24 protein-coding genes and 2 pseudogenes are annotated in these 25838 nt (G+C 72.0%); 10 read left to right on the forward strand and 16 right to left on the reverse strand.

All coding sequences use genetic code 11. The features are described from left to right. Nucleotides 1-16 precede the first annotated feature (16 nt). The 3 genes from V8690_RS40125 to V8690_RS40135 are packed head-to-tail and all read right to left on the reverse strand — an operon-like array spanning nucleotide 17 to nucleotide 3284. Nucleotides 17-1366 carry a sugar ABC transporter substrate-binding protein gene (locus tag V8690_RS40125; RefSeq protein ID WP_338784925.1) on the reverse strand — a complete coding sequence of 450 codons (1350 nt, stop codon included), beginning with the start codon at nucleotides 1364-1366 and terminating at the stop codon, nucleotides 17-19. A gap of 10 nt (nucleotides 1367-1376) precedes the next feature. Continuing rightward, the gene (locus tag V8690_RS40130; protein WP_338784926.1) at nucleotides 1377-2300 is read right to left on the reverse strand and encodes a carbohydrate ABC transporter permease; all 924 of its coding nucleotides are present in this window, start codon (nucleotides 2298-2300) and stop codon (nucleotides 1377-1379) included. Nucleotides 2301-2318: 18 nt separating this feature from the next. Further along, entirely contained in the window at nucleotides 2319-3284 is a 966-nt protein-coding gene (locus V8690_RS40135) for a sugar ABC transporter permease (protein ID WP_338784927.1), read from the reverse strand. A gap of 169 nt (nucleotides 3285-3453) precedes the next feature. Between V8690_RS40135 and V8690_RS40140 the strand changes: the two genes are divergently transcribed. The 3 genes from V8690_RS40140 to V8690_RS40150 all read left to right on the forward strand — a co-directional run bounded on the left by V8690_RS40140 (nucleotide 3454) and on the right by V8690_RS40150 (nucleotide 5781). Beyond that, nucleotides 3454-4614: an ROK family transcriptional regulator gene (locus tag V8690_RS40140; protein ID WP_338784928.1), complete on the forward strand. Its 1161-nt coding sequence runs from the start codon at nucleotides 3454-3456 to the stop codon at nucleotides 4612-4614. A 100-nt stretch (nucleotides 4615-4714) separates the two neighbouring features. Further along, nucleotides 4715-4900, forward strand: a complete 186-nt coding sequence (locus V8690_RS40145) for a hypothetical protein (protein WP_338784929.1) — start codon at nucleotides 4715-4717, stop codon at nucleotides 4898-4900. A gap of 56 nt (nucleotides 4901-4956) precedes the next feature. Next, nucleotides 4957-5781 carry an EamA family transporter gene (locus tag V8690_RS40150; protein WP_338784930.1) on the forward strand — a complete coding sequence of 275 codons (825 nt, stop codon included), beginning with the start codon at nucleotides 4957-4959 and terminating at the stop codon, nucleotides 5779-5781. Between the two features lie 31 nt (nucleotides 5782-5812). Here V8690_RS40150 and V8690_RS40155 read toward each other — a convergent pair whose 3' ends face one another. Then, complete coding sequence (locus tag V8690_RS40155) at nucleotides 5813-7162, reverse strand: S1 family peptidase (RefSeq protein ID WP_338784932.1); 1350 nt, start codon at nucleotides 7160-7162, stop codon at nucleotides 5813-5815. 96 nt (nucleotides 7163-7258) lie between these two features. Beyond that, complete coding sequence (locus V8690_RS40160) at nucleotides 7259-8308, reverse strand: hypothetical protein (protein WP_338784933.1); 1050 nt, start codon at nucleotides 8306-8308, stop codon at nucleotides 7259-7261. A gap of 24 nt (nucleotides 8309-8332) precedes the next feature. On the opposite strand from V8690_RS40160, the gene V8690_RS40165 reads away from it, so the two are divergent. The 3 genes and pseudogenes from V8690_RS40165 to V8690_RS40175 all read left to right on the forward strand — a co-directional run bounded on the left by V8690_RS40165 (nucleotide 8333) and on the right by V8690_RS40175 (nucleotide 11389). After that, nucleotides 8333-9511 (forward strand): aminotransferase class I/II-fold pyridoxal phosphate-dependent enzyme, encoded by a 1179-nt coding sequence (locus V8690_RS40165; RefSeq protein WP_338784934.1) that lies wholly within the window; start codon nucleotides 8333-8335, stop codon nucleotides 9509-9511. 44 nt (nucleotides 9512-9555) lie between these two features. Continuing rightward, nucleotides 9556-9942, forward strand: coding sequence for a PPOX class F420-dependent oxidoreductase (locus V8690_RS40170; protein WP_338784935.1), 387 nt, complete (start codon nucleotides 9556-9558; stop codon nucleotides 9940-9942). A 104-nt stretch (nucleotides 9943-10046) separates the two neighbouring features. After that, a pseudogene (locus V8690_RS40175) lies at nucleotides 10047-11389 on the forward strand (Gfo/Idh/MocA family oxidoreductase). A 12-nt stretch (nucleotides 11390-11401) separates the two neighbouring features. Here the strand turns inward: V8690_RS40175 and V8690_RS40180 are convergent. Together V8690_RS40180 and V8690_RS40185 are read right to left on the reverse strand one after the other, a co-directional pair. Then, complete coding sequence (locus V8690_RS40180) at nucleotides 11402-11815, reverse strand: zinc ribbon domain-containing protein (protein ID WP_338785638.1); 414 nt, start codon at nucleotides 11813-11815, stop codon at nucleotides 11402-11404. Nucleotides 11816-11967: 152 nt separating this feature from the next. Beyond that, the gene (locus tag V8690_RS40185; protein WP_338784936.1) at nucleotides 11968-12678 is read right to left on the reverse strand and encodes a TetR family transcriptional regulator; all 711 of its coding nucleotides are present in this window, start codon (nucleotides 12676-12678) and stop codon (nucleotides 11968-11970) included. A 159-nt stretch (nucleotides 12679-12837) separates the two neighbouring features. Between V8690_RS40185 and V8690_RS40190 the strand changes: the two genes are divergently transcribed. Both V8690_RS40190 and V8690_RS40195 read left to right on the forward strand, forming a co-directional pair. Next, nucleotides 12838-13551, forward strand: coding sequence for a peptidoglycan-binding domain-containing protein (locus V8690_RS40190; protein WP_338784937.1), 714 nt, complete (start codon nucleotides 12838-12840; stop codon nucleotides 13549-13551). Nucleotides 13552-13745: 194 nt separating this feature from the next. Continuing rightward, complete coding sequence (locus V8690_RS40195) at nucleotides 13746-14225, forward strand: flavin reductase family protein (protein WP_338784938.1); 480 nt, start codon at nucleotides 13746-13748, stop codon at nucleotides 14223-14225. A 40-nt stretch (nucleotides 14226-14265) separates the two neighbouring features. Here the strand turns inward: V8690_RS40195 and V8690_RS40200 are convergent. From V8690_RS40200 to V8690_RS40225, 6 genes and pseudogenes are all read right to left on the reverse strand, one after another. Then, nucleotides 14266-16660 (reverse strand): annotated as a pseudogene (locus tag V8690_RS40200) (SpoIIE family protein phosphatase). Between the two features lie 102 nt (nucleotides 16661-16762). Continuing rightward, on the reverse strand, nucleotides 16763-17329 hold the full coding sequence (locus V8690_RS40205; RefSeq protein WP_338784939.1) for an antibiotic biosynthesis monooxygenase: 567 nt from the start codon (nucleotides 17327-17329) through the stop codon (nucleotides 16763-16765). A gap of 42 nt (nucleotides 17330-17371) precedes the next feature. Further along, nucleotides 17372-17752: a hypothetical protein gene (locus V8690_RS40210; protein WP_338784940.1), complete on the reverse strand. Its 381-nt coding sequence runs from the start codon at nucleotides 17750-17752 to the stop codon at nucleotides 17372-17374. Nucleotides 17753-18023: 271 nt separating this feature from the next. Next, entirely contained in the window at nucleotides 18024-18944 is a 921-nt protein-coding gene (locus V8690_RS40215) for a MurR/RpiR family transcriptional regulator (RefSeq protein WP_338784941.1), read from the reverse strand. A 41-nt stretch (nucleotides 18945-18985) separates the two neighbouring features. Then, a complete protein-coding gene (locus tag V8690_RS40220; RefSeq protein WP_338784942.1) occupies nucleotides 18986-19210 on the reverse strand; it encodes a hypothetical protein in 225 nt (74 codons plus the stop codon). Nucleotides 19211-19333: 123 nt separating this feature from the next. After that, entirely contained in the window at nucleotides 19334-19612 is a 279-nt protein-coding gene (locus V8690_RS40225) for a bacterial transcriptional activator domain-containing protein (RefSeq protein WP_338784943.1), read from the reverse strand. A gap of 653 nt (nucleotides 19613-20265) precedes the next feature. On the opposite strand from V8690_RS40225, the gene V8690_RS40230 reads away from it, so the two are divergent. Both V8690_RS40230 and V8690_RS40235 read left to right on the forward strand, forming a co-directional pair. Continuing rightward, nucleotides 20266-20427 (forward strand): hypothetical protein, encoded by a 162-nt coding sequence (locus tag V8690_RS40230; RefSeq protein ID WP_338784944.1) that lies wholly within the window; start codon nucleotides 20266-20268, stop codon nucleotides 20425-20427. A gap of 54 nt (nucleotides 20428-20481) precedes the next feature. Further along, the gene (locus V8690_RS40235) at nucleotides 20482-20883 is read left to right on the forward strand and encodes a DUF3662 domain-containing protein (RefSeq protein ID WP_338784945.1); all 402 of its coding nucleotides are present in this window, start codon (nucleotides 20482-20484) and stop codon (nucleotides 20881-20883) included. A 15-nt stretch (nucleotides 20884-20898) separates the two neighbouring features. On the opposite strand, the gene V8690_RS40240 is transcribed toward V8690_RS40235, so the two are convergent. The 3 genes from V8690_RS40240 to V8690_RS40250 all read right to left on the reverse strand — a co-directional run bounded on the left by V8690_RS40240 (nucleotide 20899) and on the right by V8690_RS40250 (nucleotide 25645). Further along, complete coding sequence (locus V8690_RS40240) at nucleotides 20899-22455, reverse strand: phospholipid carrier-dependent glycosyltransferase (protein ID WP_338785639.1); 1557 nt, start codon at nucleotides 22453-22455, stop codon at nucleotides 20899-20901. 168 nt (nucleotides 22456-22623) lie between these two features. After that, nucleotides 22624-24540 carry a phosphatase PAP2 family protein gene (locus tag V8690_RS40245; RefSeq protein ID WP_338784946.1) on the reverse strand — a complete coding sequence of 639 codons (1917 nt, stop codon included), beginning with the start codon at nucleotides 24538-24540 and terminating at the stop codon, nucleotides 22624-22626. 205 nt (nucleotides 24541-24745) lie between these two features. Further along, nucleotides 24746-25645, reverse strand: coding sequence for a BadF/BadG/BcrA/BcrD ATPase family protein (locus tag V8690_RS40250; RefSeq protein ID WP_338784947.1), 900 nt, complete (start codon nucleotides 25643-25645; stop codon nucleotides 24746-24748). Between the last annotated feature and the right edge of the window lie 193 nt (nucleotides 25646-25838).

The following is a 25838-nucleotide window of genomic DNA, read 5'->3' on the forward strand; positions in this document are numbered from 1 at the left end:
TTCACTGGTCGGGGGATCACTGCGAGAGGATCAGGTTGATCTGTTCGTTGGTCGCGTCGAGGCTGCTGACCGGCTTTCCGTTGCCGTAGATGTCCTCCATCGCGGGCGACATCAGCGCCGTCATGTCCGCCGAGTAGCTGGCGATCGGGTACGAGAACGTCCGGAAGCTCTTCTTGTCGGCCACGGGTTCGGTGAACGCCGAGACGTCGATGCCCTTCTTCCGGTACGCGGCGACGGCGGCCTCGGTCCCGGCCTTCGTCGCGGGGAAGACGACGCCGTAACCGCCGACGACCTTCTGGCACTCGTCCGAGGCCAGATACGCCACCCACTTCTTGGCGCCCTCCTTGTTCTTGGAGGCCTTGGTGACGGAGTCGGCGAGGCCGTTCATCATGGTGGCGCGCTTGCCGGTCGGGCCGACCGGCGTCAGGGCGGTCTTGATGTCCCGGCCCTTGAAGCCCGCGTACGACGAGATCATCCAGGCCCCGTCGAACGCGGTGGCGGCCTTGCCCGCCGCGACCTGTGTGTTCGCCTGGTTGGACTGGACGTTGTAGTCGGACAGCGGCGGCATGTAGCCCTTCCGCGCCAGACCGAAGTACCACTTGATGACCGACTGGAAGGTCTTGCTGTCGTACTGGTACTTCGTGCCCCAGCGCGGCTTGTCCAGGTAGCTCCACCCGGCGGAGGCGGCGAAGTTGCTCCACTGGGTCTGGCCGTCGCCGAAGCCGCCGCCGTTGGTGGCCAGGCCGTATACCTTGACGTTGTTCTTGTCGAAGCCCGGCTCGTCGCCCCGCTTGCCGTTCCTGTCGATCGTGAGGTGGGCGATGGCCTTCTCGAAGGTGCCGCCGTCCTTCGGGTTCCAGGACAGGTTGTTCAACTGCTCGGCGGTGAGACCGGCGTCCTTCGTCATCTTCGAGTTGTAGAACAGCGCGACGGTGTCCCAGTCCTTGGGAGCGCCGTACCGGTGGCCGTCCTTCCCGATCCAGTTGGCGGCGAGACCCGGCTGGTAGTCGGAGTCCTCGATGCCGAGGTCGTCGAGCGGTTCCAGGACCTTCAGGTCGGCGTACTGGCCGAAGTTCTGGATGTGGTCGGTGAACACGTCCGGCTGGGTGCCCGCGATGAACCCGGCGGTGAGCTTGGTCCAGTAGTCGCTCCAGCCCAGCTGCGTGATCTTGACGTTCAGTCCGGGGTTCTCCTTCTCGAACCCCTTGGCACAGGCCTGGTAGGCGGGCAGCTGGTTGGCGTCCCACAGCCAGTACGTGACCGTGTTGGCGGAGGATCCGGCGGCGCCCTGCTGCGCGCATCCGCTGACCAGGGACAGCGCCAGCGCTCCGGTCGCCGCGACGAGCGTACGCAGACGAATTCGCATCTCAGTCCCCTTACTTGATCCCGGTGAAGCCGATGGAGCTGACGATGCGGCGCGCGAAGCAGGCGAACAGCACCAGCATCGGCAGCGCGGCGATCAGCGTCGCCGCCATGAGCCCGGACCAGTCGACGCCGGTCGCCGGCGTCTGCGCCCGGAAGATCGCCAGCGCCACGGTCAGCACGCGCGAGCTGTCGCTGTAGGAGACCATCAGCGGCCAGAAGTAGTCGTTCCAGGAGGTGATGTACGTCAGCACGCCCAGCGTGACGATCGGCGTGGACGCCATCGGCAGCACCACCCGGAAGAAGATCTTGACCTTCCCGGCGCCGTCCAGCAGCGCGGCCTCCTCGACCTCCCGGGGGATGTTCATGAAGAACTGCCGCAGGAAGAACACGGCGAACGGCGCCATGAACATGGTGGGCAGCGCGATGCCGAGGAGCGTGTCCACCAGGTGCAGTTGCTTGATGAGCACGAAGTTCGGCAGCAGTGTGAAGATGGTCGGCACCATCATCCCGGCCAGGAACAGCCCGAAAACCGCGTCCCGGCCGCGCCAGCGCAACCGCGAGAAGGCGTACGCGGCCATCGCGGAGAAGAAGAGCTGACAGCCGGTGATCAGGGTCGAGACCAGCACCGAGTTGAGCAGGTAGCGCCAGAAGTCGAGCCCGCCGCCCGCGCCGCCCTGTGCGACGGCCTCCTCGGCCGACTGCATGCCCAGGGCGCGTTCGAAGCCGCTCGTGGTGAGGTCCACGGGCAGGGGGTTGGTCGGGTCGGCGTTGAGTCCCGCGTTGGTGGAGAGCGCGGTGCGCAGGATCCAGTAGAACGGCAGCAGGGTGATGAGGACGATCAGCCCCATCACGGTCCAGGCGGCGGCCCGCCCGAAGGAGAACCTGCGCCGGACCGGTCGCAGGGTCGTCGGCGTCGTTGTCGTCACGGCAGCCATGTCGGTGTCTCCCTTCCGTCAGCCGAGGTCGGTCCGGCCGGCCCGGGTGAGCCGGTACTGGAGGATGGTGATCGCGCTCAGCACGATGAGCAGGGCGACGGACATGGCCGAGGCGTAACCGAACTGGAAGCGCCCGAAGGCGGAGCCGTAGATGTAGTACTGGAGCACGTTGGTCGCGTTCGCCGGACCACCCGCGGTGGTCACGGCCACGGTGTCGAACACCTGGAACGACCCGATCACCGTCATGATCAGCACGACCGCGAGCACCGGCCGCAGCAGCGGCATGGTGATCCGCCAGAACATCCGCCACTCGCTCGCGCCGTCCACCCTGGCCGCCTCGTACATGTCGTTCGGGATCGCCTGGAGACCGGCGAACAGCAGCAGCGCGGTGTACCCGACGTGCCGCCACACGTTGATGAGCGCGATCGTCGGGATCGCCCAGGTCTCGTCGGCGAGGAACGGGATGCGGTCGATGCCGACGGCGCTGATGATCTCGTTGCCGATGCCGAGCTGGGTGTCGAGGATCCAGAGCCAGACCAGGCCGGCGACGACGTTCGACATCAGGTACGGCGTGAGCACGATGCCGCGCAGCATCGCCGACTGCGTCAGCCGCTGGAGCAGGACGGCGATGGCGAGGGCCGCGACCGTCTGCACGCCGATGTTGATGACGACGTACTCGACGGTGACCGTCAAGGAGTCCCAGAAGATGGGGTCGTTGACCATGCGGACGTAGTTGTCCAGGCCCACCCACTCCGCCGGTGTCAGCAGGTTGAAGCGGGTGAAGCTCAGATAGATGCCCCGCAGCGTCGGCCAGAGCAGGAAGACCAGGAAGCCGAGCAGCGCCGGCGCGATGAAGACCGCGGCCAGCCGTCCGTCACCTCCGGTCCCGCCCGCTTCGGTCCGTCCTGTCATGGGTTTGCTGTGGGCCTCCGCTGCGCCGCCCGTGGGCAGACGCGACGGAGGGCTGCTGGAGGCGATGGTCATCGGGAGACTCCCTCGCTGCGGCGGCTCGTCCTCTGGCGGCACTTACTTTTGGCGCGAAACAATTGCTGCGTCAAGAGGGGTGCAAACATCTTTTCGCAGGAACCATCACCGTCCTAGAGTGGTCATGTTGGTTTCAGCGCGAAAAAAAGGCGAGGGGAGTCGGAGCGACATGACCGCAGGCATCGCCAGCTGGCCGCCGCTGAGCCCGGGGGAGCGCTCGGTGGCGATCGAGGTGCTCGTGCACGGCCCGCTGTCGCGCACCGAGCTCGCCCGCAGGCTGGGGCTGTCGGCGGGCAGCCTCACCCGGCTGACCAAGCCGCTGATCGAGTCGGGCCTGCTGGTCGAGGTGGCCGAGGCGGGAGTGCCGGCGGAGGCCCGCCAGGGCCGCCCCTCGACACCGCTGGACGTCGTCGCCGACTCCTGGTCCTTCCTCGGCTTCAAGATCACCGAGGACATGGTCTACGGCGTCGTCACCACGCTCAGAAGCGACATCGTCGCCCGCCACGACCGTCCGCTCACCACCCACGACCCCGCCGAAGTCGCCGATGCGCTCGGGGAGATGACCGCCGAGCTGACCCGTGACCACCCCCGGCTCGCCGGGATCGGCATCGGGGTCGGCGGGTTCGTCCAGGACCGCGCCGTCGTCGGCGAGTCCCCCTTCCTGCTGTGGCGGGATGTCCCCTTGGCCGAACTCGTCGAGGAGCGCACCGGGCTGCCCGTGGTCGTCGAGAACGACGTCGCCGCCCTGGTCGAGGCCGAGACCTGGTTCGGCGCCGGACGCGGCCTGGACCGCTTCGTCGTCCTCACCATCGGCGCCGGCATCGGCTACGGACTCGTCCTGGGCGGCAAGCGGGTGTCCTGCGCCGAGGAGGACCGCGGCTTCGGCCGCCACTGGATCGTCGACCCCACCGGCCCGCTCACCCCGGACGGCCGGCGCGGCAGTGCCGTCTCGCTGCTGACCATCCCCAACATCCGCTACCAGGTCCGGGCCGCCACCGGCCGTGACCGCACGTACGAGGAGATCCTCGCGGCGGCCGCCGCCGGGGACCCGATGCCCGCCCGGGTCGTCGAGGAGGCCGCACGCGCCCTGGGCACGCTCGTCGCGCAGATCTCCAACTTCGTGATGCCGCAGAAGATCCTGCTCGCGGGGGAGGGGGTCGGGCTGATGGACGTGGCCGGCAAGACGGTCGAGGAGACCGTCCGTGACAACCGGCACCCCCTGGCCGCCCCGGTCGACCTGGAGACGAAGGTGTCCGACTTTCACGACTGGGCGCGCGGCGCGGCCGTCCTGGCCATCAAGGTGCTGGTGCTGGGGTCGGCCGAAGCGTGAACAGGCTCACGTTTACTGGGAGATGGACGTGATCAGCAACACTGTCCGGAATGACCGTTTAACTCATGATTACTCACATCGTCTTCACCTCCGGCGACGTATGCTTCACAACATGTCCACCACTGTTGAATCCTCTTCCCAGCGAACGGCTGACGAGGTCAACGAGGAGATCCGGGCCCTGTGGCGCCGGTCGGGCGGGACACTGAGTGTCGAGCAGCGCGAGGAATACCAGCGGCTCGTCCTGGAGTGGGCCGCCGCGGCCCCGCAGTCCGCGTCGGCAGCCTGAGCGTCAGCCAGGTCCGCTGACGCATCGGACCCTCGTCCCGGGGCACCCCTGATCGAATGGGTGCCCTTCTCGCGCTTTCCTCGGCCGTCGTCTACGGCATCGTCGACTTCGCCGGCGGCCTGCTGTCCCGGCACATCCATCACGCCGCCGTCACCTTCCTCGGCCAGCTCGGCGGGCTGCTGCTCGCCTGCGCCGCCGCGCCGCTCATGCCCGCCGATGCCGTCCGCACCGCCGATCTGCTGTGGGGCGCGCTGTCCGGCGTCGGCAGCGGCGTCGCCATGCGGTTCCTCAATCGCGGGCTGAGCCGCGGTGCGATGAGTGTTGTGGTGCCCGTGAGCGCCGTCACGGGCGTCGCGCTGTCGGTGCTGTGCGGGGTGCTCGTGCTCGGCGACCGTCCGGGGGCCGTGGCCTGGCTGGGCATCGCGGTGACCGTGCCCGCGCTGTGGTTCGTCTCCGGAGGCAGGGGCGGCGCGGGCAAGGGGGCGGCGGACGGACTGCTCGCCAGCGTGGGCGTGGCCGTGCAGTACCTCGCCCTCGGCCAGGCCGGACCCGCGAGCGGGCTGTGGCCCGTCGCCGCGGGCCGGGTCGCCGCGGTCCTCGTCCTCCTGCCGGACGCCGCCCGCCACGCCCGCCGGCTGAAGCTGCCGCCGGGCCGCTGCGTCCAGGCCCTGCTCATCGGGGCCGGTGCGGCCCTCGGCCTCGTGCTGTATCTGCTCGCCGCACAGCGCCAGTTGCTGGCCGTCGCCGTCGTCCTCGCCTCTCTCTACCCGGCCCTGCCCGTCATTCTCGGCCTCGTCCTCCTGCACGAGCGGATCAGCCGGCGCCAGGCGCTGGGGCTGCTGGGAGCGGGGGTGGCGACGGTGCTGCTCACACTGGGCTGACCAGGACACGAGCAGTACTCCCGGTACCGATTCAGCCCCAAGTGGCCGAGTAGTACTGCCGATACGCCTTGCGGTCCTGCTCCGCGCGGATCCAGCGGGTCGCCACCAGGGCGACGATGCTGCCCGCGATGACCAGCAGGCCGGGGCCCACGTTGCGCGGGTCGGTGAGGCGGGTCAGCAGGCCCGACACGTCCTCGCCCGTGACCGGTGCCGACGAGCCGGGCGAGGCGGCACCCTGCGAGGCCGACGGCGCGGGGGAGGCGCCGGTGCCGCCACCGGCCTGCTTGGCCACGATCAGCTTGACGCCCAGCTCGGTCAGCGCCTTCGTCACCGGCTGGAAGAACGTCGTACCACCCGCCGCGCAGTCCCCGCTGCCGCCCGACGTCACACCGAGTGCGATGCCGTCGGCGAACATCGGGCCGCCGCTGTCGCCCGGTTCGGCGCACACATTCGTCTCGATGAGGCCGGTGACCGTGCCCTCGGGGTAGTTGACCGTCGCGTTCAGCGCGGTCACCTCCCCCTCGCGCAGCCCGCTCGTGCTGCCGCTGCGGAAGATCTTCTGCCCGACCTCCGGATCGGCCACGCCCGTGATCCGCACGCCCTTGCCGTCACCGACCGCCACGACGTCCGCGCCCTCGCCCGCGCGACCGCTGTCGTACTTCACCAGGGAGTAGTCGTCGCCGGGGAAGCTCCCCCTGAGCGACGTGCCGACCTGTTCCCGGCCCCGGTCGTCGGCGAACCAGACGGAACCGTCGGGACCGCAGTGCCCGGCCGTGAGGATGTAGTCGGTCTTCCCGTCGGTCACGTTGAAGCCCGCCGAACAGCGCCCGGCGGTCGACAGGATCGGCTGCGCGCCGTTGACCCGCGTCGTGAACGTGCCCTCGGTGCGCTCCATGCGCACGAAGCCGCCGACGCCCTCCGCGACCTCGGTGAGCCGGGACCAGTCGGAGGCGGAGACGGTGCTGTCGCCCCGTACCACCACCTCGTTGTTCTTGTAGTCCAGGGCCCAGGCGGTGCCGGGCACCCGGGGTGCCGAACGCAGTGTCGCGGTGGCGGACTTGAGGTCGCTCATGCTGTGGCGCACCATCTTCGCCTGCGCACCGGCGCGCTCGACCTCGTCGGCGGCCTTCTCGTCCGTGACCGCGACGACGGGCCGGCCGGCGGAGTCGACCCAGCTGCCCGCCGTACGGGAGGTGCCGAGCCGGGACACGAGGTCGGTGCCCGTGCTCGTGGCCGGCTGCGCGGCATACGGGACTCCGATCGATGGGGCGGGCGGCTCGCTTGCCACGGCGCGTGTGACCATCGCTCCTCCCAGGAGGAGTCCGCCGACGGCCGCCAGCCGTGTCACTCGCCGGACGACCCGTCGTCGTGCGTGCCTCATGCATGGCTCCCGAACCCGAACATCACGGTGTGAACACTGCGGGGGACTCCTTGAGTTGAGCGCCCTCTTCCCATACGGGGCGCAGCCGTGCCGTGTTCAGCGCGCGCGTGATCTCTTCACCGCCGGCCGACGGCAGGGGAGGTCGGGGCCGAGCTCCGCAGGGGCGGCGAGCAGGGCCCGGCTGCGGGCGTCGCCCCACACCGAGGCCGGATCGACGTAGGGCCGCAGCAGGGCGGTGAGCGCGGGGTCCCCGCGTCCGTTCAGCTCGTCGGAGGCGATCTTGCGGGCGATCCCGGCGAGGAAGTCCGCCACCTGCACCCGCGCGTCCTCGCGCGCGACGACCAGCCGCACCCCGGCCAGGCCGATCCCCGCCTGCCGGGCCGTCTCCTCGATCCAGGCGATGCGGTCCGGCGTGAGCATGTTCTGCCGGTCGTGCACCAGACGGACCGGCCGCCCGTCGCCGCTCCACAGCGCGGCCGTCCGGACGATCGCCGGGAGCAGCGGGTTGAGCACCGGGATCAGGGGCGGTCCGTCCAGGAACGCCGACCGATAGGACACCGCGCGGGGCCGGGTCGCGGCCAGCCGCTCCAGGATCGCCGTCGCGTCCGTGTCCGGAAGGTCGCGCCGCAGGGTGTCGACCGTGCCGTAGAAGACCTCCACGGGGGCGCCCGGCTCCCCGTTGTTGCGGACCCGCAGGAGCTGGTTGGCCGCCTCCAGGAACGCCCGCCAGCCGTCCTCCCCGAAGGCCCGGCGGCCCCCGCGGAACAGGGCCACGGCCTCGCCCGGGTCGCCCAGCAGCAGGCCGACGACCCGGTCCACCACGAAGAAGGACTTCTCCATGAGGTGCACCCGCGCCCGCCCGTGGATCGGCCCGTCCGGCGCGAGCAGCCACTCCAGCACCGCGCGGTGTTTCTCCCGCAGCAGGTGGTTCGCCTTGTACTCCTCGGCCGGTGAGCGGATCCGGTCCCGGATCTCCCGCACGACCGCCGCTGCCGTCGCCACGGACAGCGACATACTGGCGTGCGCGAACACGTCCGTGTTCCCGCCGGTGAGGTTCTCGCCGTCCGACCCGGACTCGTCGCAGGCGATCTCCAGGAACGGGCCCTCGGCCCCTGCCCGCTCCCCGTCCTCACGATTCCCGCTCACTGCACAGCCCCCTATCGTGTGCCCATGACCAGGATCCCGCACGAGACGTCCGGTGAACCTAATCCCCTGCAAGCCCTCACTCTCGACCGTCTCCGCCGCCGTACGAGCACGAAGTGGCGCACCTATCCCGAGGACGTACTGCCCCTGTGGGTGGCCGAGATGGACGTGCCGCTCGCCGAGCCCGTCGTGCGCGCCGTCACCGACGCCCTCGATCTCGGCGACACCGGTTACCCCGCCGGCACGGCCTACGCTCAGGCGCTGGCGGCCTTCGCCGAGAAGCGGTGGAACTGGGACGGACTCGCGGTGGAGCGCACCTCGATCGTGCCCGACGTCATGCTGGGCGTCGTCGAGATGCTCAAACTGGTCACCGGGTACGGCGACGCGGTGGTCGTGAACCCGCCGGTGTACCCGCCGTTCTACCCGTTCGTCGAGCACCTGGACCGGCGCGTGGTGGAGGCCCCGCTCGGGGCGGACGGGCGCATCGACCTCGGTGCCCTGGCGGAGGCCTTCCGGCAGGCGGTGGCGGGCGGCGGACGGGCCGCCTATCTGCTGTGCAGCCCGCACAACCCGACCGGCACCGTCCACACGGCCGAGGAGCTGTCCGCCGTCGCCGCGCTCGCCGAGCGGTACGGCCTCCGCGTCGTCGCGGACGAGATCCACGCGCCGCTCGTGGTCGGCGGCACGGATTTCGTGCCGTATCTGAGCGTGCCGGGCGCCGAGCGCGGGCTGTCGCTGATGTCGGCCTCGAAGGCGTGGAACCTGGCCGGGCTCAAGGCCGCCCTCGCGATCGCCGGGCCCGGGGCCGGTGCCGACCTGGCCCGCATGCCCGAGGAGGTCGGGCACGGCCCGAGCCACGTCGGCATCATCGCCCACACCGCCGCCCTGCGCGACGGCGTCGCCTGGCTGGACGCGCTGCTGTCCGGCCTCGACGCCAACCGGCGGCTGCTCGCGGACCTGCTGGCCGAGCACCTGCCCGCGATCCGCTACCGCCCGGGCGACGCCACCTACCTCGCCTGGCTCGACTGCCGCGCGCTCGGTCTCGGCGACGACCCGGCGGACGTCTTCCTGCACCGCGGCCGCGTGGCCCTCAACTCCGGCCTCCCCTTCGGCACCGGCGGCGCCGGACACGTCCGCCTCAACCTGGCGACCTCGCCCGGGGTGATCGGGGAGGCGGTGCGGAGAATGGCCGCCGCGCTGCACTGAAACCCGGGGGCACGCCGCGCGGGACGCGTCGTACACTGCCCGCCATGGACGACAGTGCGCTCGACGAACTGGGCGCGGGCAAGTACCTGCTGATCACCAGCTACCGCAGGAACGGCACACCGGTCGCCACCCCGGTCTGGGTGGTGCGCGACGGGAACGCGCTCGGCGCCTGGACAGCGGCCGGCTCCTGGAAGGTGAAGCGGATCCGCAACCGCGCCGACGTCCTGGTCGGCTCCTGCGACCTGCGCGGCAACCCCACCGGCGAGCAGGTACCCGCGACGGCGGAGATCTGCGACCAGGCCACGACCGCCCGCTACCGGCGGCTGATCGCCCGCAAGTACGGCCTCACCGGCCGGCTCACGCTGCTCGGCAGCCGGCTGCGCCGGGGTCTGGACGGCACCGTGGGCATCCGCGTCACCCTCACGCACTGACCCCGGCTTCGGCACAGCGCTTCCGGGAGATCGGCAAGCGTTGCCGGCAAGCGCTTTCGGCGCCGGGGGAGTGGACGGCCCGTCGCCGGGACAGACCACCTGTCATGAGCCGAACTCCCGTCCTGCGCGCAGCCATCGTCGGCACGGGCCACCGGGCCCAGCTGTTCACCCGGGGCCTCGCCGAACGCCCCGGCCACCTCGTGGCCGCGCTGTGCGACCCCAGCCCGACCCGGATGGCCTTCCACAACCGGCTGCTGGCCGAGACCGGCGCGCCGGCCGCCACCCCGTGGGAGCCCGACCGCTTCACCGACCTGCTCGCCGAGGAGGGCATCGACGAGGTCGTCGTCACCACCGTCGACGCCGAGCACGACCGCTACATCGTCCCGGCCCTGAAGGCGGGCTGCCGGGTCGTCACCGAGAAACCGATGACCGTCGACGCCGAGCGCTGCGCGCGCATCCTCGACACCGTCCGCGAGACCGGCAACTCCCTGACCGTCGCCTTCAACTACCGCTTCAACCCCGTGCACGAGAAGGTCCGCGCCCTGCTCGCCGACGGCGCGGTCGGCGAGGTGCTGTCGGTTCACTTCGAGTGGCTGCTCGACGTACGGCACGGCGCCGACTACTTCCGCCGCTGGCACCGTGAGAAGCACAACAGCGGCGGCCTGATGGTGCACAAGTCCTCGCACCACTTCGACCTGGTGAACTGGTGGCTCGACGACGAGCCCCGGGAGGCCTTCGGCTACGGGCGGCTCGGCTTCTACGGCCGCGAGGCCGGGGAGCGGCACGGACTGCGCCGTGACTACGACCGCGCCCACGGCGCCGGCCGGGCCGCCGACGACCCCTTCGCCCTGGACCTCGCGGCCGACGACACCCTGCGCGCCCTCTACCTGGACGCCGAACGCGACGACGGCTACCTGCGTGACCGGAACGTCTTCGGCGGGCCGATCACCATCGAGGACGACATGTCCGTCCTCGTGCGCTACGCGCGCGGCGCGACGATGACGTACCACCTGACCGCCTACTCCCCGTGGGAGGGCTACCGGGTGATGTTCAACGGCAGCGCGGGGCGGCTGGAACTGGAGGTGGAGGAGAGCCGCTGGCAGCCGCCGCTGACCCGGGTCACCTCGGCAGCCGGTGCCCTGCACGGGGACACGGCGGCGGAGCACGCGGGCGGCGCCCGTCTCACCCTGCGCCCGCTGTGGCGGCCCCCGGTGGAGGTGCCGCTCGCGGTCGCCCACGAGGCCCACGGCGGCGGCGACCCGCGCATGCTCGACGCGCTGTTCGGCCCCGCCGGCCCAGCCGCCCGGCGGACACCGCGGCGGCGACCCACCCGACGGCCACCGAACGCGACGGGGCACTCGCCCTGGCGGTCGGTCTCGCGGCCAACCGGAGCTTCGGGACGGGACGGCCCGTGCGGACCGGCGATCTGCTCCCCGGGATCCGGTGACCGGACCGTCCGTCAGGTCCAGGCCCGGTACGGCTCGTCGATCAGCTGGAAGACCGGCTCGCCTCGTACCGGGTCCTTGGCGGTCGACAGCCGCACCCGGTCCCCGCTGTGGATGCCGATGGGCGGCCCCATGACCCGGCCGCGCACGACGAAGCCCTCGGCCATCTCGATCAGGGACACGTTGCGGGCCGCCGGGGTGTTGCGGTGCACCACCGTGGAGTGGCGGACGGTGCCCGTGCCCTCGCTGCGCTCCGTCCGCAGCTCGCTGCCGCGGCAGACCGGACACAGCACCCGGTGGTACATGGCGGTGCCGCACCAGGTGCAGCGCTGGAAGAGGATGGCCTCCGTGGTGCGGCCCCTCGGATCGAGCAGACCCGTCGGGGAGCCGGCTGCCTGCTGAGCGACGCTTCCTGAGCGGTGGTACACGCTGGTCAACTCCCTGCACTCGGCCGGAATCCCGTGTGCACGGTCGCCCGCGCACAGGTGTGCCCGGTTCGCCGTGCCACCGCGCACGCAGTACAGAGTATGGCACTCAGTGCCACTCGTAAAGGCACTCCGTTCCCTCAATGTGTGGTCCCTCAGCCCCGCCCCAGCGCCGACTCGATCTCCTGCACGACCCGCCACAACGGCGCACCGCGCCGTGAGACGACGACCACCACGTCCTCGGGCTGCTCCCCGGCTTCAGGCACCGGCGTGCCGCCGAACGCGGACTGCACGTACGCCAGCGCGTGGTCCACCGTGGCGCTCGCCTCGCCCTGCCCGTCCGAACGCAGCCAGGAGCGCAGCGCGTTGTTGTGCGCCGCGACCACCGCCGCCGCGATCACATCGGCCTGGAGGGTGCCGTCCCGGCGGGCCGCGAAACGCCGGCGCAGATACTCGGCGAGGGCGCGCTCGTAGCGCCACACCACCGACAGTTCGTAGGCGCGCAGGCCCGGGACCTGCTTGGTGAGGCGGTAACGCTGCACGGAGAACGTCGGGTTCTCGGCGTACATCCGCAGCACGAGCCGGGCCGCGTCGCAGACGCGCCGCACGGGTTCCTCGTCGTCGGTGCCCGCCGCGAGGAAGGCCGTCATGTCGGCCAGGCACCGCTCGTGGTCCGGGAAGACCACGTCCTCCTTGGACGGGAAGTAGCGGAAGAACGAGCGCCGTCCGACCCCGGCCAGCGCCACGATGTCGTCGATGGTGGTCTGCTCGTAACCCCGCTCGAGGAACAGCTGGAAGGCCGCCGCCACCAGGGCGTCCCGCATGGGCGGCTTTCCGGTCCCGGGGCCGGCTTTCTCGGAGCTCATGAGCGGGAACGTAGCACCCGGAAGGGTACGCATGGCACTCGGTGCACTCCTGGGGAGGAACCGAGTTCCCTCTGAACCCGCGGCGCGGCAGCCGCGTATCTAGCGGCAGGACGATCCCCGAAGACGGGCGCCCCCGAGCCCGGACGGAAGGAGAGCAACGTGTCGACACCGTCCGAGCACCGGCCAGCGCACGACGGCCCGGCCCTCGAACCCATCCGCGTCCTGCGGCCCCGCCGCACCGACGCACTCGCGGAACTGATGCGGGAGTACCACGAGGAGATCGGCTCCGCGCCGGGCGGCGACGAGTCCGGGGGCTACCAGCCCGGCGGTTACGCATCCCGCGGTTACGAGTCCGTCGCACTGCCCCGTCCGCCGTCCGGCTCCGAGGACCTGACGCAGGAACTCCCGCCCCTCACCCGCGAGAACGGCGACGGCCGTGCCGGGCCCGTACCAGGACTGCGCCGCACCGCCGTCGCGGTGGCCGTCGTCGCGGCCGCGGTGATCGGCTTCGGCGGTGCCGTCCTCCTGCTCCCCGGCGAGAACACGGCCGACAAGGCGGCCCCCGCCCCCCGCCCCACGACGTCCGCCGCCGCCCCTGTCCCCACACCCACGCCGCCCGCCGCCGACCCCGACGGCCCCGGCACTCTCCGCGAGGGAGCCACCGGCCCCGAGGTGACCGAACTCCAGGAACGCCTCCTGCGCATCCCGGACGTCTACCGGGACGGCTCCACCACCGGCCGCTACGACCTCACCCTGACCGCGGCGGTCGCCCGCTTCCAGCTCTGGTACGGCATCCGCGGCGACGAAACCGGCGTCTACGGCGACGACACCCGCCTCGCCCTGGAATCCCGCACGGCACCGGGGGCCGGCTGACCCGCCCCTGCCGCCGGGCCGCCGGGTCGCCCGGTTGTGGGCTGGCCCGATGTTGGGCAGCACCGACCCGCCGGACGGCGCGCGGCACGGCTGCCGGACCGCCCGGGCGTCCGTCGGCCCGGCGCCGAGCCGTAGCGTCCGTCGGCGGCATCGTCCGCAGGTAGGCACCCGTCGGCCTGGCAGGGGCGCCGGCCATGGGTGTCGCGTGGCCCGGGCGGCTGGACCCCGACATGTGTGTGGTCACGGCCGTCGCGGGCGGTGAACGGGCGGGCTGCCTGGTCGGATTCGCTTCGCAGTGCTCGATACGGCCCGTGCGGTTCGTGGTGTGGCTGTCCGAGCTGAACCACACCTTCCGGGTGGCCCGGGACGCCGAGGTGCTCGCCGTGCACCTGCTCGCCCGTGAACAGCGCGGCCTCGCCGAGCTGTTCGGCGGGCGGACCGGCGACCGGACGGACAAGTTCGAGGGCCTCCGCCTGCGGGAGGCGTACGGCGGGGCCGTCGTGCTGGAGGACGCGCCGGCCTGGTTCGTCGGCCGGATCGTGACGCGAGCCGGCGGCGGCCACATCGGCTTCGTCCTCGACCCGGTCGAGTGGGGCGGACACGAGGCGTACGACCAGCCGCTACTGCGCCTCTCCGGCGCCCACACCATCGAGCCCGGCCACCCGGTCGACTGAGCCGGCCCTCGCCCGGGGCGGAACGGCGAACGGGCCGTGCCTACGCCGCTCGCACCCCCGGAACCCGGACGTCCACCACGCACACGTCGTCCCGCCGTTCGTCCGGCAGCATCTGCGCGAGCAACTGCCCCAGTGACCCTGATCCGTCAGCGTGTGCGGCCGCCACGGCATCGGCGAGACGTTCCAGGCCCCGGTCGATGCTCTCCGGAGGGTGCTCGACCAGACCGTCGGTGAACAGGATGAGCCGGTCGCCCGGGACGAGACGGCACTCCGCCTCCTCGAAGACCGGCGTCGTGGTCGCGCCGAGCAGCATGCCTTTGGGACGGCTCAGATACCGCACCTCGCCGTCCCGCAGCAGCAGGGGCGGCGGGTGCCCCGCCTGCGCCCAGACCAGACGGCGCCGCCGGGGGTCGTACCGGGCCAGCACCATCGTGGCCGTCGCGTGGGAATCGCGGGAGTGCAGCAGCAGCGTGTTCAGCCGGGCCAGCGCGCCGGTCAGCGACGATCCCGTGATGACCATGCCCTTCGCGGTGAAGCGGAGCTGGGCCATCGTGGCGACGGCGCCGACACCGTGCCCGGCGACGTCGCCGACCACCAGCAGCGCGTCCCCCTCGGGCAGTTCCACCGCGCTGAACCAGTCACCGCCGACAAGCACCCCCGACTGGGCTGGCAGATAGGCGACCTCGACGCGCAGTCCCGCCAGGTGCACCGGCCGGTTGGCCAGCGGCAGCAGCGCGTGCTGGAGCCGGGACGCCAGGGTCCGCTCGGCCTGGAGCACGTCGTGCTGCGTGAGGATCGCCTGCTCGCTCTCGACGAGGGCCAGCTCCGCCCGCCGCCGGGCCGTCATGTCCTGGACGACACCGTGCACCTCGACGGGCGTGCCGTGCATGTCGGCCACGGCCTCGGCCACGAGACGCAGATGCCGGATGCCGCCGCTCGTCCTGACCCGGAACGGCAGGTCGAACGCCCGCCCCTCCTGGACGAGCAGGCGGACGGCGCGGGTGAACGCGGGCGCGTCCTCGGGCAGCGCGAGCTCCGCCATCCCGGTGAGCCGCACCGGGCCGTGCGCGGGCTCCCGGCCGAAGATGGCGAACACCTGGGTCGACCAGGAGGCCTCCTGCGTGGCCAGGTTCCAGTTCGCCCAGCCGAGGTTGCCCAGCCGCTGGAGATCCGCCAGCCGCTGCTCCTGCCGGTCGGAGGAGCCGTGCCGGATCCAGCTGACGACCAGCGCGTCGCCCAGCTGCGCCACCCGCGCCGAGTACGTGGACAGCGCCGCGATGCCCGCCACGACCTCCTCGTGCGCGAACGGCTCGCTCTCGTACGGCTCCCCGGTGGTCAGCGTGTGCAGGCAGCCCTGCCACAGCGGCTCCTGTGCCAGGACCGGCCGGAACTCCAGCAGCCGCCGCCCGGCCGGCACCTCACCGGGCCTGCCCAGCAGGTCACCCGCCTGCGTGGTCGCGGCCTCCACCCGGAAGTCCTCGGTCTCGCCCGACGCGGACCTCAGCGGGGTGAGCAGCATCGCCGCGATCGGCAGCGCGGCGAACAGCGCCTGCACCGCGTCCGTGGGGGCGTCCTCGGCCCGCTCGGGCTGTGCGTCGAACGCGCGCAGCCAGCGCGCACAGCCCGGTGACGCCCCGCAGATGAGCGCGGTCGCGGGGCGTGAACGACCCGGCGCGGCCGCGCAGCACGCCGATGCAGACCTCGGCCGGGCCCGTGGCGGGCACGGGCAGCCAGGCGCGCGACAGCCACCGCTCGGGCGGGTCCCCGATCAGCAGGTCCCGCCCCTCGTCCGAGGCGACGTCCTCCAGCCAGCGCGGCTTGCCCGTCCGCAGCGCGTCCAGCGCCGCGATCCGGCTCAGCGGCGGCACCTGGCTCCACTGGGCGGCCAGCTGGTCGTCGATGCCGGCGTGCCCGATCAGTTCGAGTCCGCCGTCGGGCCGTAGGGCGTAGATCATGACCGCGTCCGCCGCCATGTCGAGCGCGAGATGCTCCAGCAGACACCGGGCGAGGTCGTGCGGTGTCATCACCCGGACCAGGGCCTGCCCGAGGCGGGCCAGGGCGGCGGCGACATCGTCCGGCACGGCCGTCTCCACCAGGGCATCGGAGCCGGAGCCGGGTGTGCCGGTGCCGACGGGCTCGGTCGCCTCGCCCGGGCCGGGCGCCGTGGGAGCCAGAGATCCGAGCGTGATCCAGCACTCTTCCAGCAGGGTGTGGCGCGCCGCCTTGGCCCGCTGGAGCAACCGCTCGTCCGCCGCGTCCGCGGAACACCCGGTCAGCGCCATCACCGCGCCCTTGGCCCGTTCCACGACAGCCGACGTCGCCGCCTGGTCGCGCAGACGGTCCAGCTCGGCGCGCTGCCGGGCGACGATCTTGGCCAGTTCGACCAGGTCCGGTGCGGCACCGGACTCCGCGGGTGTCACGGGCTCGCTCGTCACGCGTTGAGCATCGCACACCGGGGCCGGTTCGAAGTGGCCTTGTGCGCACCGGCCGCTCCCGCATCCCGGGGGCCACACCCGTCACATCAGCATCCCGCGCCGTCAGCGGCCATCGCGCGGATACAGCCACAGGCGCAGCAGTCGGCTGAGCCTCGGCATGACGAGATACGTCAGTACCGGCAGCAGTACGAGCGGGAACACGGCGGCCCGCAGCGGCAGCGGCCAGCCGGTGGTGTGCGGCGTCACCAGCCACTGGATGAGCAGGGTGAACGGATAGGCGCCGAGGAACGTCGTGAGGACCATCTTCCACCTGGGCGGGGCCTGCACGGTGGTGCCGGGCAGGCTGAACCAGGTCTCCATCCCGGTCGTCGACTGGCGTTCGCTGCTGACCTCGGTGGCGATGTCCTCGATCCGCCGGTGCCAGTGCGCGCGCTCCTCGGACTCCAGCCAGGCGGCGAGCCGGTGCTGGTCGGACCAGCGCAGCACCGCGTGGTAGCGGTGGCCGTCCTCGGGCGTGAGCCAGGAGACGCCCTCGTTGCCCGGGAACTGTCTGGCGCAACGGGTTATGCCGTGCGTCCACTCCTCGAACTGCCGCTCCCGGCCGGGACGCACTTGCCAGGTCAGAACCGTGGTCACCGGCTCGCGGCGCCGGACTTCGGTGGTGCTCATTCCCCCACGTGTGCCACGCACGCCGCGGGTCATGCCCCGAGGTCACGGCTGGCGGTTGGCCTCCATCAGAGCCTGGGTGACCGCCCGGACGCTGCGAGCGATGTGCTGCAAATGCATGACCTCGGCCGCGTACAGCTTGATCGTGTGCTCGATGACGCCCTCGTGCAGACCCAGTCCGGGCAGGTCGGCGCGGGCGGTCTGGAGGGCGGTGCGGGCCACCCTGATCTCCTGCTGGACCTGGATCTGGGCGTGCCGGGCGAGCAGGACGGGGTGGCGGATGAACACGGGGTAGCCGGCGTAGCGCGCGGGCACCAGCTCGCGCAGCCACTTGGCCGCCGAGCGCTCCCAGTCGTAGCTCCCGGGGGTCTTGACCTGGCAGGGCCAGTCCGGGCTGATGCGCGTGGACGTCAGGGGCATGATCATCGCTTCCGGGTGTGCGGCGTCGTGAGGGTGGACGACGGGTCGGGGTGGCCCCGGCCTAGGGGATGACCGGGGCCGCCACGGACACCCGGGACACCGAAGCGGGTAGGAGCCGGCGTCCTCGGGTGCGGAACGGATCCGGAACGGCCGGGTCGCGATCCGTGAGAAGTATTTATATATGCCATCCGGTTTGCAAGGCGCATGAAAACATTCATGCGCGCTTTGTTGTGGATGGTCCCCTTGCGTGGTTCTGATGCCTGCCTATGCGCGCCGCTCAGTCCCGGAGGAAGAACTGGTGCTGGTCGGCGACCTGTTCGTACTCCTCCAGCCGGGCCTGCGTCCGTTCCGGATCCGCGTCCGTCATGGCCTGGAGCAGCGCCGAGCACATCACGCCCGGGGCGGCGTAGGAGTCGAAGACCAGGCGCGATCCGGTCCCGGTGGCGAAGGCGACGTCGGCCTCGTCCGCGAGCGGCCCGAGCGCCAGGTCGGTGATCAGGGCGACCTTGAGCCCGGCGCCCCGCGCGACCCGGACGGCCGTCAGGGTCTCCTGGGCGTGCCGGGGCATGGAGAACGCCAGCACCCAGGTGCCGCCCGCCTCGCGCGACTGGAGCAGCGCGTCGTAGGCGACACTGCCGCCCCGCGTCACGAGCCGTACGTCCGGGTGGATCCGGCGGGCGGCGTAGGCGAAGTACTCGGCCAGCGAGACGGAGATGCGCAGGCCGAGGACCGTCAGCGGGGCCGAGGACGACAGCTTGCGGCCGATGTCGATCACCAGGTTCGGGTCGGCGAAGTCCCGCCGCAGGTTCTCCAGGTTCTCGATCTCGGCGTCGACCGCCGCCTGGAGCTCGTTGCCCCGGTTCTCCTCGGCCGGGCCGCCGCCCGCGAGGGTGCCGAGCGCGATCGACTGGAGCTTCTCCCGTAGCGCCGGGTAGCCGCTGAAGCCGACCGCCGAGGCGAACCGCGTCACCGAGGGCTGGCTCACGCCGACCCGGTCCGCGAGATCCGTGATGGACAGGAACGCCGCCTCGGTGATGTTCTCGATCAGGTACTGGGCGATACGCCGCTGGCCCGGGGACAGCCGGGGCCGGTCGAAGAGTGCCCTGAGCTGGGCGGACGGGGAGATTTCCGCTTCTGGGGCGGCCTTCCCCGAGGTGATCGCGGATGCCTGTGCGCGTGCCTGCTGCGGCGATGGCACCGGTGCGCCTCCTTCGTCTCCCGAGGGACGTTCAACATAGCTCACGCCTCCCGAAGGTTGTTCTCCTGAAGTCGCTGGTCGCGGGCCTGGTGCGGTCGCCGTGGAGGGTGCTCGTGCTCGTGCTGGTCGAGGGCGGGTGCCGGCCCCCGGCGCCGCACCGTCGTGCGGGAGACGCCGTTACCGCCGGCCATGTCGTAGTGCCTTCGGCGGTTCAGCGGCACGATGTGGTACCAGGAGGACCGGCTGCCCGGCGACCTGCCCGACACGGGGCCAGGACCCCTCGCAGGCCTCCTGCTCCCCGGTCACCGCCGGCTGCCCGTTCCCGAGCCTCCGGCTCACCGCCGTCTGGGACGGTTCCCTGCTCATGGGGTCTGCGAGCCGACGCTGCGTCATCGCTGTAGCTGCTTGAGCAGTTCGCGCGTGCTGGGCGAGGGCGACGCGTCGATCCGGGCCGGCGCCGCCTCACAGCCCTGGAACGCCGTGAGGACGCCGTCGTCGTCGCCCAACGCGTTCGCCGCGCGCATCCGTACGCGCCACGCCACCTCGCGGAGCGGGTCGATCGCGGTCACCTGGTCGCCCAGGCGGGCGGCATCACCGTACTGGTGAAGCCGCAGGGCGAGTTCGGCCGCAGACGAGAGCGCTTCAGCTGTTTGCCGGGACAGGGCCATCGCCGCTCCTCCACCCACTCCGAGCTGCGGTCCGGCAAGTACTCGTCTTCGTCGCGGGCGAGCACCTCCTCGATCGCCGAGAGCGCTACCCGGCCCGGCCAGCCGGTGTGCCTGGGCGGGGTCGGCTTCGAACAGCAGCGACTGGAACCCCTGCGCCACCTCGTCGGCGAGAGCCAACCGGTTCTGTTCGACGGTCAGGCGCAGCTGTGGCGGCAGTGCCAGATTCAGCTGGTGGACGGCCTGACGCAGGTAGGCGCGGGATGCCGGCCGCCGGGTGAGGCGCCGGACGCACCGGAGCCCGACGGCTCGGGAGCGGCGGTGGTCGTGCTGTCGGCGGACAAGGGAAAACTCCAACGGGTGGCGAAGCGGCGCCGGAAATGCATTTCACCCGACGGCGAGGAAATCAGGACCGTCGAATGCGGTTCGGGAACGTCCCGGCCAACGCCGGCTGGGTCGGTCCAGATTCCGTTCACCGGTGATCGTGCCTGGGTGTCAGCAGAGGAGAAACCCGGGGACGGAGCACCCCCGGCACCTGATCGGCCAGATGAACACATCGCACAGCACATGAGGCGCCCGGCAGGCGGATACCCGGCCGCCGGGCGGGAACCCGCCGCGGCAGAAGATGCCGACACGACGGACGAGGAGCCATCGTCATGACCGTCCCCGAGGAGAACCGGCCGAAGACGGAGACCACGGACAAGGTCCTGGAACACGAGGACGAGAACCAGTCCCGGCCGCCGGGCGCGACCGGCCGCACGATGCGCGAGGCCCTGGAGGAGGCCGAGGTGCGGCCCGACGACTATGACGAGCGTTAGCTCACCCCCAGCCACCGCAACCGAACCGACGACACTTCCGGCAGGTGAGACCGCATGGGCGCACTGAGTGCGCTGGAGGAGACACTGGAAAGCCGATGGGAAGCCCTGTGGGCGCGAGTCCTCGACAAGGAGCCGGTCGAAGTCCTCGACGCCCTGCGCCACGAGTGCGACGACAACGCCGTGGTGTGCCGGGCGGGCCGGGTCATGGTCCCCAACGCCTACGACGTGGAACTCGCCGACGAGGTGCACGACCAACTGACGCGCCACGGCACCAACGTGGGCCAGGCCCTCACCGACAGCCTGTCCCGCCACGCGGAACGCAAGGGCTACGAGTTCGCGGGCCCGCTCGCGGTACACGTCGCGAAGTGCCCCGACGTGCCCAACGGCCGTTATCGGGTGGCCAGCCGCGTCATGCAGCACGTAAGCACGGACGGCTTCTTCCACGCGGCCCACTGAAGCGCCCCAAGGCGCTCAACGGCGATAGACCGTGATCGAGTGCCCGACATCGTCGACCGGGCGGCTGCTGCAGATCAACTCGGCCAGCCGCCCGGTCGCTTTCGCAGCCGCGGAGTCCGACACCACCAGCAGCCCCCGCACGTCACCGACCGGCACCCCACGCGGATCGCGGGCCCGGATGCCGTAGAAGGACGGCACCCCACTGCCCTTGTAGACCAGCCACACCCGCTCACCCGGATACCGCTCGCGCAGCCGCTCCGCGAGCCGTCCCAGATCCTGCCCCCAGTCCACGTTGGAGTCGTGCAGGAACTCCCGCGTCCTGCCCGGCCCGCCGAACACCTCGTTGGAGTACGGCACGTAATAGGGGTACGTGCGCAGCGAACTGACCGCGACGAACGCCACCAGCGCCCCCACCCCGACGGAGACCCACCGCCGCCGCACCACGAGAACGCAGCCGGCCGCCACCGCGAGGAACACCGGCAGGAAGAGGGCGTACCGCGTGCCCAAGTCCCGTGCCCCCTGCATGGCCGCCGCCAGCAGCACCACAGGCGCGGCCAGCACATAGGGCGCGGTCGGCCGCAGGCGGCGTACCGCGACCACGGCGACGGCCCCGGTGACCCACAGCGCGAGCATCCCGAGCGGTGTCTTGACCAGCAGCGCGGCCGGCAGGTAGTACCAGAGCGAGCCCGAGTACAACCGGCCGAACAGAAAGCCCTGCCACGGCCGGTTCTCCAGCCCGAACTGGACCCGCATCCCGTCCCGGTACGCCTCCGGGAACGGCAGCATCTCGACCAGCAGCCCCCGTAGCCCGCGCACGGCGGGCACATACTGCTCCGGAGCCCAGCGCAGCCGCGGATCGACCATCAGATACGTCGCCCACACGATCGCGACCGCCGCCAGCGCCACGACTCCAGCGGCCACGACCGCCCGCACCAGAACCCGCCCCGCATCCCGACCCCGGCCACCTGCCGACGCATGCCACACCGACACGGCGGCCAGGGCCATGACCACCGGTACGGCGGGAAGCGTGCTCATCTTCGTGGCCAGGGCCGCCCCCAGCGCCGCCCCGGCGAGCGGCACGTACAGCCGGGGCCTGCGGCGCGCTCGCCACAGAAGCCACGCCGACGTCAGCACGAATCCTGCGGCCGGCACGTCGAGCGTGGCGAGCGAGCCGTGGGCGATGACGTCGGGGGAGAAGCAGTACAGGGCGAGCGCGGCCAACGCCCCCGCCGTCCCGGCCAGTTCACGGGCGAAGGCGAAGACGACGAGCCCGAACAGCAGCGTGAGCGCGATCACCGGGAGGCGGGCCCACAGCATCAGCCGCCAGGGGTCGTTGCCCGTCTCATAGAGCAGATGCCGCCCCACCGCGCCCTGGTCCCCGGTGAAGGACGGGTCGACACGGGGATCGGCGAGGGCCACCCCGGCGCCGATGACGAGCTTGCCGAGCGGCGGGTGCTCGGGGTTGTGGCGCAGCCGGTGCTCGTGCGTGTACTCGGCGGCCGCGCCCACGTACACCGGTTCGTCGATCGTCGGGGTCTGCCGCACGGCGGTGGTGACCATGGCGAAGGCCATCTGTGCGAGCAGCACGGCCACGAGGAGCGGCAGCGGCCACCGTCTGCCGGACCGCCGCGCGGCCCCCGCCGGTGTCGGCGGCGGAAGCGACAGCGGCCGCGGGACGGCGGGAGCGATCCAGAGGTCCCTCATGGACCCACTCTGCATCAGCCCCCGCCGTCGGGGGCGTCACCGCTTGACGAGTCGCACCGACAGACCGTCAGAGGTGTGGACGGGCACGGCCCGCAGCGTCGTCGAGTCCAGCTCGACACGGTCGAACCGGCCGCGCAGCGCCGGAGCCGACAGGACCGGGACGGTCGTCCCCGCGACCGGCGGTCGCTCGGCGTCCAGCCGCAGCGACAGCACGCTGCCCCGGCCCAGCAGCACGCGCCGGCTCACCGTGAGGGCCGGGCCGTGGTTCTTGCGCAGCATCAGCTCCAGCGTCGACTCGCCCTCCTGGACGTACGAGCCGCGCACCCGCAGGACCTTCTCCGCGCGCAGGGTGCCGCCCGTGACCCGGACGTCGCCCTGCCCCAGGGCGCCCGCGGAGGCGGCGACCAGCGTGCCGTCCTCGACGACGGTCCCGCCGTGGTAGCGGTTGTGGCCGGTCAGCGTGAGCGTGCCCGTGCCGCGCTTGGTCAGCCCGCCGTCGCCCTCGATGTCGTTGCGCCAGCTGTCGGCCGCGTGGAAGCCCCCGGCCGCCGCGTCCAGCGTCACCGTGACGTCGGTGTCGAAGGCGCCGTACCCGTCCGCCGCCGCGAACAGGTTCAGCCGGCCCCACTGTTCGAAGCCGTCCAGCAGGACGTAGCCGGAGGGCAGCGCGGTCGTGCGCAGCACCTCGCGGCGCTGGTCCGCGCTCAGGTACGGCAGTCGCGTCTCCAGCAGGACCTCCGCGCCCTTCGGCACGGTGAGCGGGTCCTTGCGGCCGCGGCGGGGCAGGACGTACGTCAACCGGTGCCCGACCGACCGGGCGTTGGCCGCGCGGTCGGCGTAGGCGTCGTCGGCGTCCGAGTGGGCGTAGGCGTACAGCGTGTCCGCCGTCGTGCCGGTCCTCTGTGTGAAGTAGGCGAGGGCCTGGGCGCGGGCCGCCGCCTTGAGCTCCGCGTTCGCCGGGTCGGCCAGCGTCGCCGCGGTCAGGGCGGTCGCCATGATCCGGCCGCCGATGACGTCGACGGTGGAGTGCATGCCCGACATGATCCGGGTGTGACCGAGCTCGAACGCCCGCGTCACCAGCTCCTGGAAACGCTCCGGCACCGCGTACGCGTAGGCCAGACCCGCCAGATGGAAAGCGTTGGTGTGGCCGCTGGGGAACCCGCCGTCCTCCGCCGGGTTCTCGGAGCGCTGCCGCAGCAGCTGCGGGGCCACGACCACGTCCGAGTCGTACACCGGGTAGCCGAGGGCGTCCTTCTTCCCGGTGTCGACGACCTCGCTGTCCTCGTTCATCCGCCACGGACGCGGGTACTGGAAGGCGAACTTGGCCGGGTTGCCCGAGGCGAACGGCCCGCGCACGGTGTCCACCAGCTTGGCCACCTTTCCGAGCTCCGAGTCGTGGGAGCCCGCGCCGAGCGCGGACCCGGCCGGGGCATCGGCGGGCAGGGTGTCGCTGATCTTCCCCGGGGGCGTGCCGTCCGGGGCGGTGGTGATCGACGTGACCGCCTTGGCGCCGGACTTGTACAGGCCGGCGAGCGGACCCAGCCCGCCGATCATGGCGTAGCTCTGGTGCTGGCGGTCGTAGAGGAAGGCCTCCTTGGCCTGTGCCTCGGTGCGGGATGTCGTGACCCGGGCGCAGTAGCGCATGTTGGCGCGCAGCACCTCGCGGTCCAGGACCCGGCCGGTGTCCCAGGCGTCGCCGGTCTTCCACACCTGGGACATGCCGCCCAGGATCCGGATGACCGCGTTGGTCTCGGGGGTCTGGTTCGTCAGGACGTTCGACGTGTAGTCGTCGACGAACGCGGCGGGGCCCGTGGCGGCCTTCGCGTCGGCGGCGGCGAGCCACGTGGCGAAGGTGGGCGCGGCCAGCAGACCGGCCGAGGCGCCCAGGGACGTCCTGAGGAAGCCCCGCCGGTTGACGGACGCGGTGGCCAGGGGACCGGCTGGTGACGGCATGCGTGTGCCTCTCTTGAGTTCTGCGACGGGTTCTTCCAGCCGTGCGGCCGGGGAAGGTCGTGCGATCGTGTGCGACTCGTGGCGCCTGTGACGGCTTGTGGGGCACCCGCTGAGTTACGAGCGAAGATCTACGGCCGCCTTGTGACCCTTCGGAGAGGGTCCGGCCACGAGCCGGTGTCCGGAACGTGAACGGCGGCCGCCCGGCTCACAGAAGCGAACGGGCCAGTGCCACCGCGCCCTCGACCGGCGGGACGCGCAGAGGCTGCGGCCGGGCCGCTGGCAGGGACTCGGCGAGCGCCGAGGCGAACGCCTCGTACAGCGCGGGCTGGGCGAGGACCGTGCCGCCCGCCACCACCACGTCGTCCACCACGACCCCGCGCCCGGCGAGCCGTACGACGAGCGCGGCGAGGGCCCGGCCTCCGTCGGCGATCACGGCCCGGGCGAGCGGTGAGCCCGCCTCGGCGGCGGCGAACACCGCGGGGGAGTGCCGGCCCCATGCGGCGGAGACGTCCGTGGCGGCCTCCAGCGCGGCGCCGAGCGCGGGCACCTCGGCCACGCCGAAGGCCGAGACGAGACCGGTCGCGAGCGCGTCGGGCTCCTCGCCGCGATCGTGCGCCGCCCAGACGGCCCGCGCGGCCTCGCGGACGAGTCCGGCCGCGCCGCCCTCGTCGCCGAGCACCGCGCCCCAGCCCCCGACCTGGACCGGACCGCCGCCGGGCAGTCGCCCCACCGCCACCGAACCGGTACCGGCGACCAGGCCGACACCCTTGTCCAGCCCGGCCGCGGGAACGAGCAGTTCGGCATCGCCCACGACCAGCGCGGGCACCCCGAGCTGCTCCTGAAGCGCGGTCCGGATGGCTGCGCACTGCCGCGGCGTCTCGCAGGCGTGGCCGCCCACGGCGACCGCGGACGGGCGTGCGTGGTCCGGCAGGGCGTCGCGGACCAGCGCGGCCAGCCGGTCGGCCGCGGCCCCGGGCTCGTGCGGCCGCCAGCCCGCACTGCTGCGGACACGGTCGACGACGCTTCCGTCGCCCGCGAGGGCACGCAGATGCGTCTTGGTGCCGCCCACGTCGATACCGATCACGTAAGGCGTGGAGTCCTGCACGGGTCCTCTTTCGTCGTTGCGCGGTCACGGCGGACGGCAGGCGAACCATGCGTCGGACCACGCCAGTTGAAGAGGTAAGGATGCCCCGGGACGGGCTTCTGCGGGCCACGGCAGGCGAGTACCGTGAAGTTCGTTAGGAAGTTAACTAACGAAGTAGGGTGCGCGTCAAGAGGCACGGAATCCCGATGCCGCG

Origin of the sequence: Streptomyces sp. DG1A-41, assembly GCF_037055355.1 — a bacterium.
GTDB lineage: Bacteria > Actinomycetota > Actinomycetes > Streptomycetales > Streptomycetaceae > Streptomyces.

What these genes read in the sequence shown, in the direction of transcription:
- V8690_RS40145 (WP_338784929.1), top strand. Translation starts at nt 4,715, where the DNA reads ATGCTTCACAACATGTCCACCACTGTTGAATCCTCTTCCCAGCGAACG.
- V8690_RS40245 (WP_338784946.1), bottom strand. Translation starts at nt 24,540, where the DNA reads ATGCCGTCACCAGCCGGTCCCCTGGCCACCGCGTCCGTCAACCGGCGG.
- V8690_RS40230 (WP_338784944.1), top strand. Translation starts at nt 20,266, where the DNA reads ATGACCGTCCCCGAGGAGAACCGGCCGAAGACGGAGACCACGGACAAG.
- V8690_RS40210 (WP_338784940.1), bottom strand. Translation starts at nt 17,752, where the DNA reads ATGATCATGCCCCTGACGTCCACGCGCATCAGCCCGGACTGGCCCTGC.
- V8690_RS40135 (WP_338784927.1), bottom strand. Translation starts at nt 3,284, where the DNA reads ATGACCATCGCCTCCAGCAGCCCTCCGTCGCGTCTGCCCACGGGCGGC.
- V8690_RS40165 (WP_338784934.1), top strand. Translation starts at nt 8,333, where the DNA reads ATGACCAGGATCCCGCACGAGACGTCCGGTGAACCTAATCCCCTGCAA.
- V8690_RS40225 (WP_338784943.1), bottom strand. Translation starts at nt 19,612, where the DNA reads ATGGCCCTGTCCCGGCAAACAGCTGAAGCGCTCTCGTCTGCGGCCGAA.
- V8690_RS40125 (WP_338784925.1), bottom strand. Translation starts at nt 1,366, where the DNA reads ATGCGAATTCGTCTGCGTACGCTCGTCGCGGCGACCGGAGCGCTGGCG.
- V8690_RS40205 (WP_338784939.1), bottom strand. Translation starts at nt 17,329, where the DNA reads ATGAGCACCACCGAAGTCCGGCGCCGCGAGCCGGTGACCACGGTTCTG.
- V8690_RS40240 (WP_338785639.1), bottom strand. Translation starts at nt 22,455, where the DNA reads ATGGCCTTCGCCATGGTCACCACCGCCGTGCGGCAGACCCCGACGATC.
- V8690_RS40130 (WP_338784926.1), bottom strand. Translation starts at nt 2,300, where the DNA reads ATGGCTGCCGTGACGACAACGACGCCGACGACCCTGCGACCGGTCCGG.
- V8690_RS40150 (WP_338784930.1), top strand. Translation starts at nt 4,957, where the DNA reads ATGGGTGCCCTTCTCGCGCTTTCCTCGGCCGTCGTCTACGGCATCGTC.
- V8690_RS40155 (WP_338784932.1), bottom strand. Translation starts at nt 7,162, where the DNA reads ATGAGGCACGCACGACGACGGGTCGTCCGGCGAGTGACACGGCTGGCG.
- V8690_RS40195 (WP_338784938.1), top strand. Translation starts at nt 13,746, where the DNA reads ATGGGTGTCGCGTGGCCCGGGCGGCTGGACCCCGACATGTGTGTGGTC.
- V8690_RS40235 (WP_338784945.1), top strand. Translation starts at nt 20,482, where the DNA reads ATGGGCGCACTGAGTGCGCTGGAGGAGACACTGGAAAGCCGATGGGAA.
- V8690_RS40185 (WP_338784936.1), bottom strand. Translation starts at nt 12,678, where the DNA reads ATGAGCTCCGAGAAAGCCGGCCCCGGGACCGGAAAGCCGCCCATGCGG.
- V8690_RS40140 (WP_338784928.1), top strand. Translation starts at nt 3,454, where the DNA reads ATGACCGCAGGCATCGCCAGCTGGCCGCCGCTGAGCCCGGGGGAGCGC.
- V8690_RS40170 (WP_338784935.1), top strand. Translation starts at nt 9,556, where the DNA reads ATGGACGACAGTGCGCTCGACGAACTGGGCGCGGGCAAGTACCTGCTG.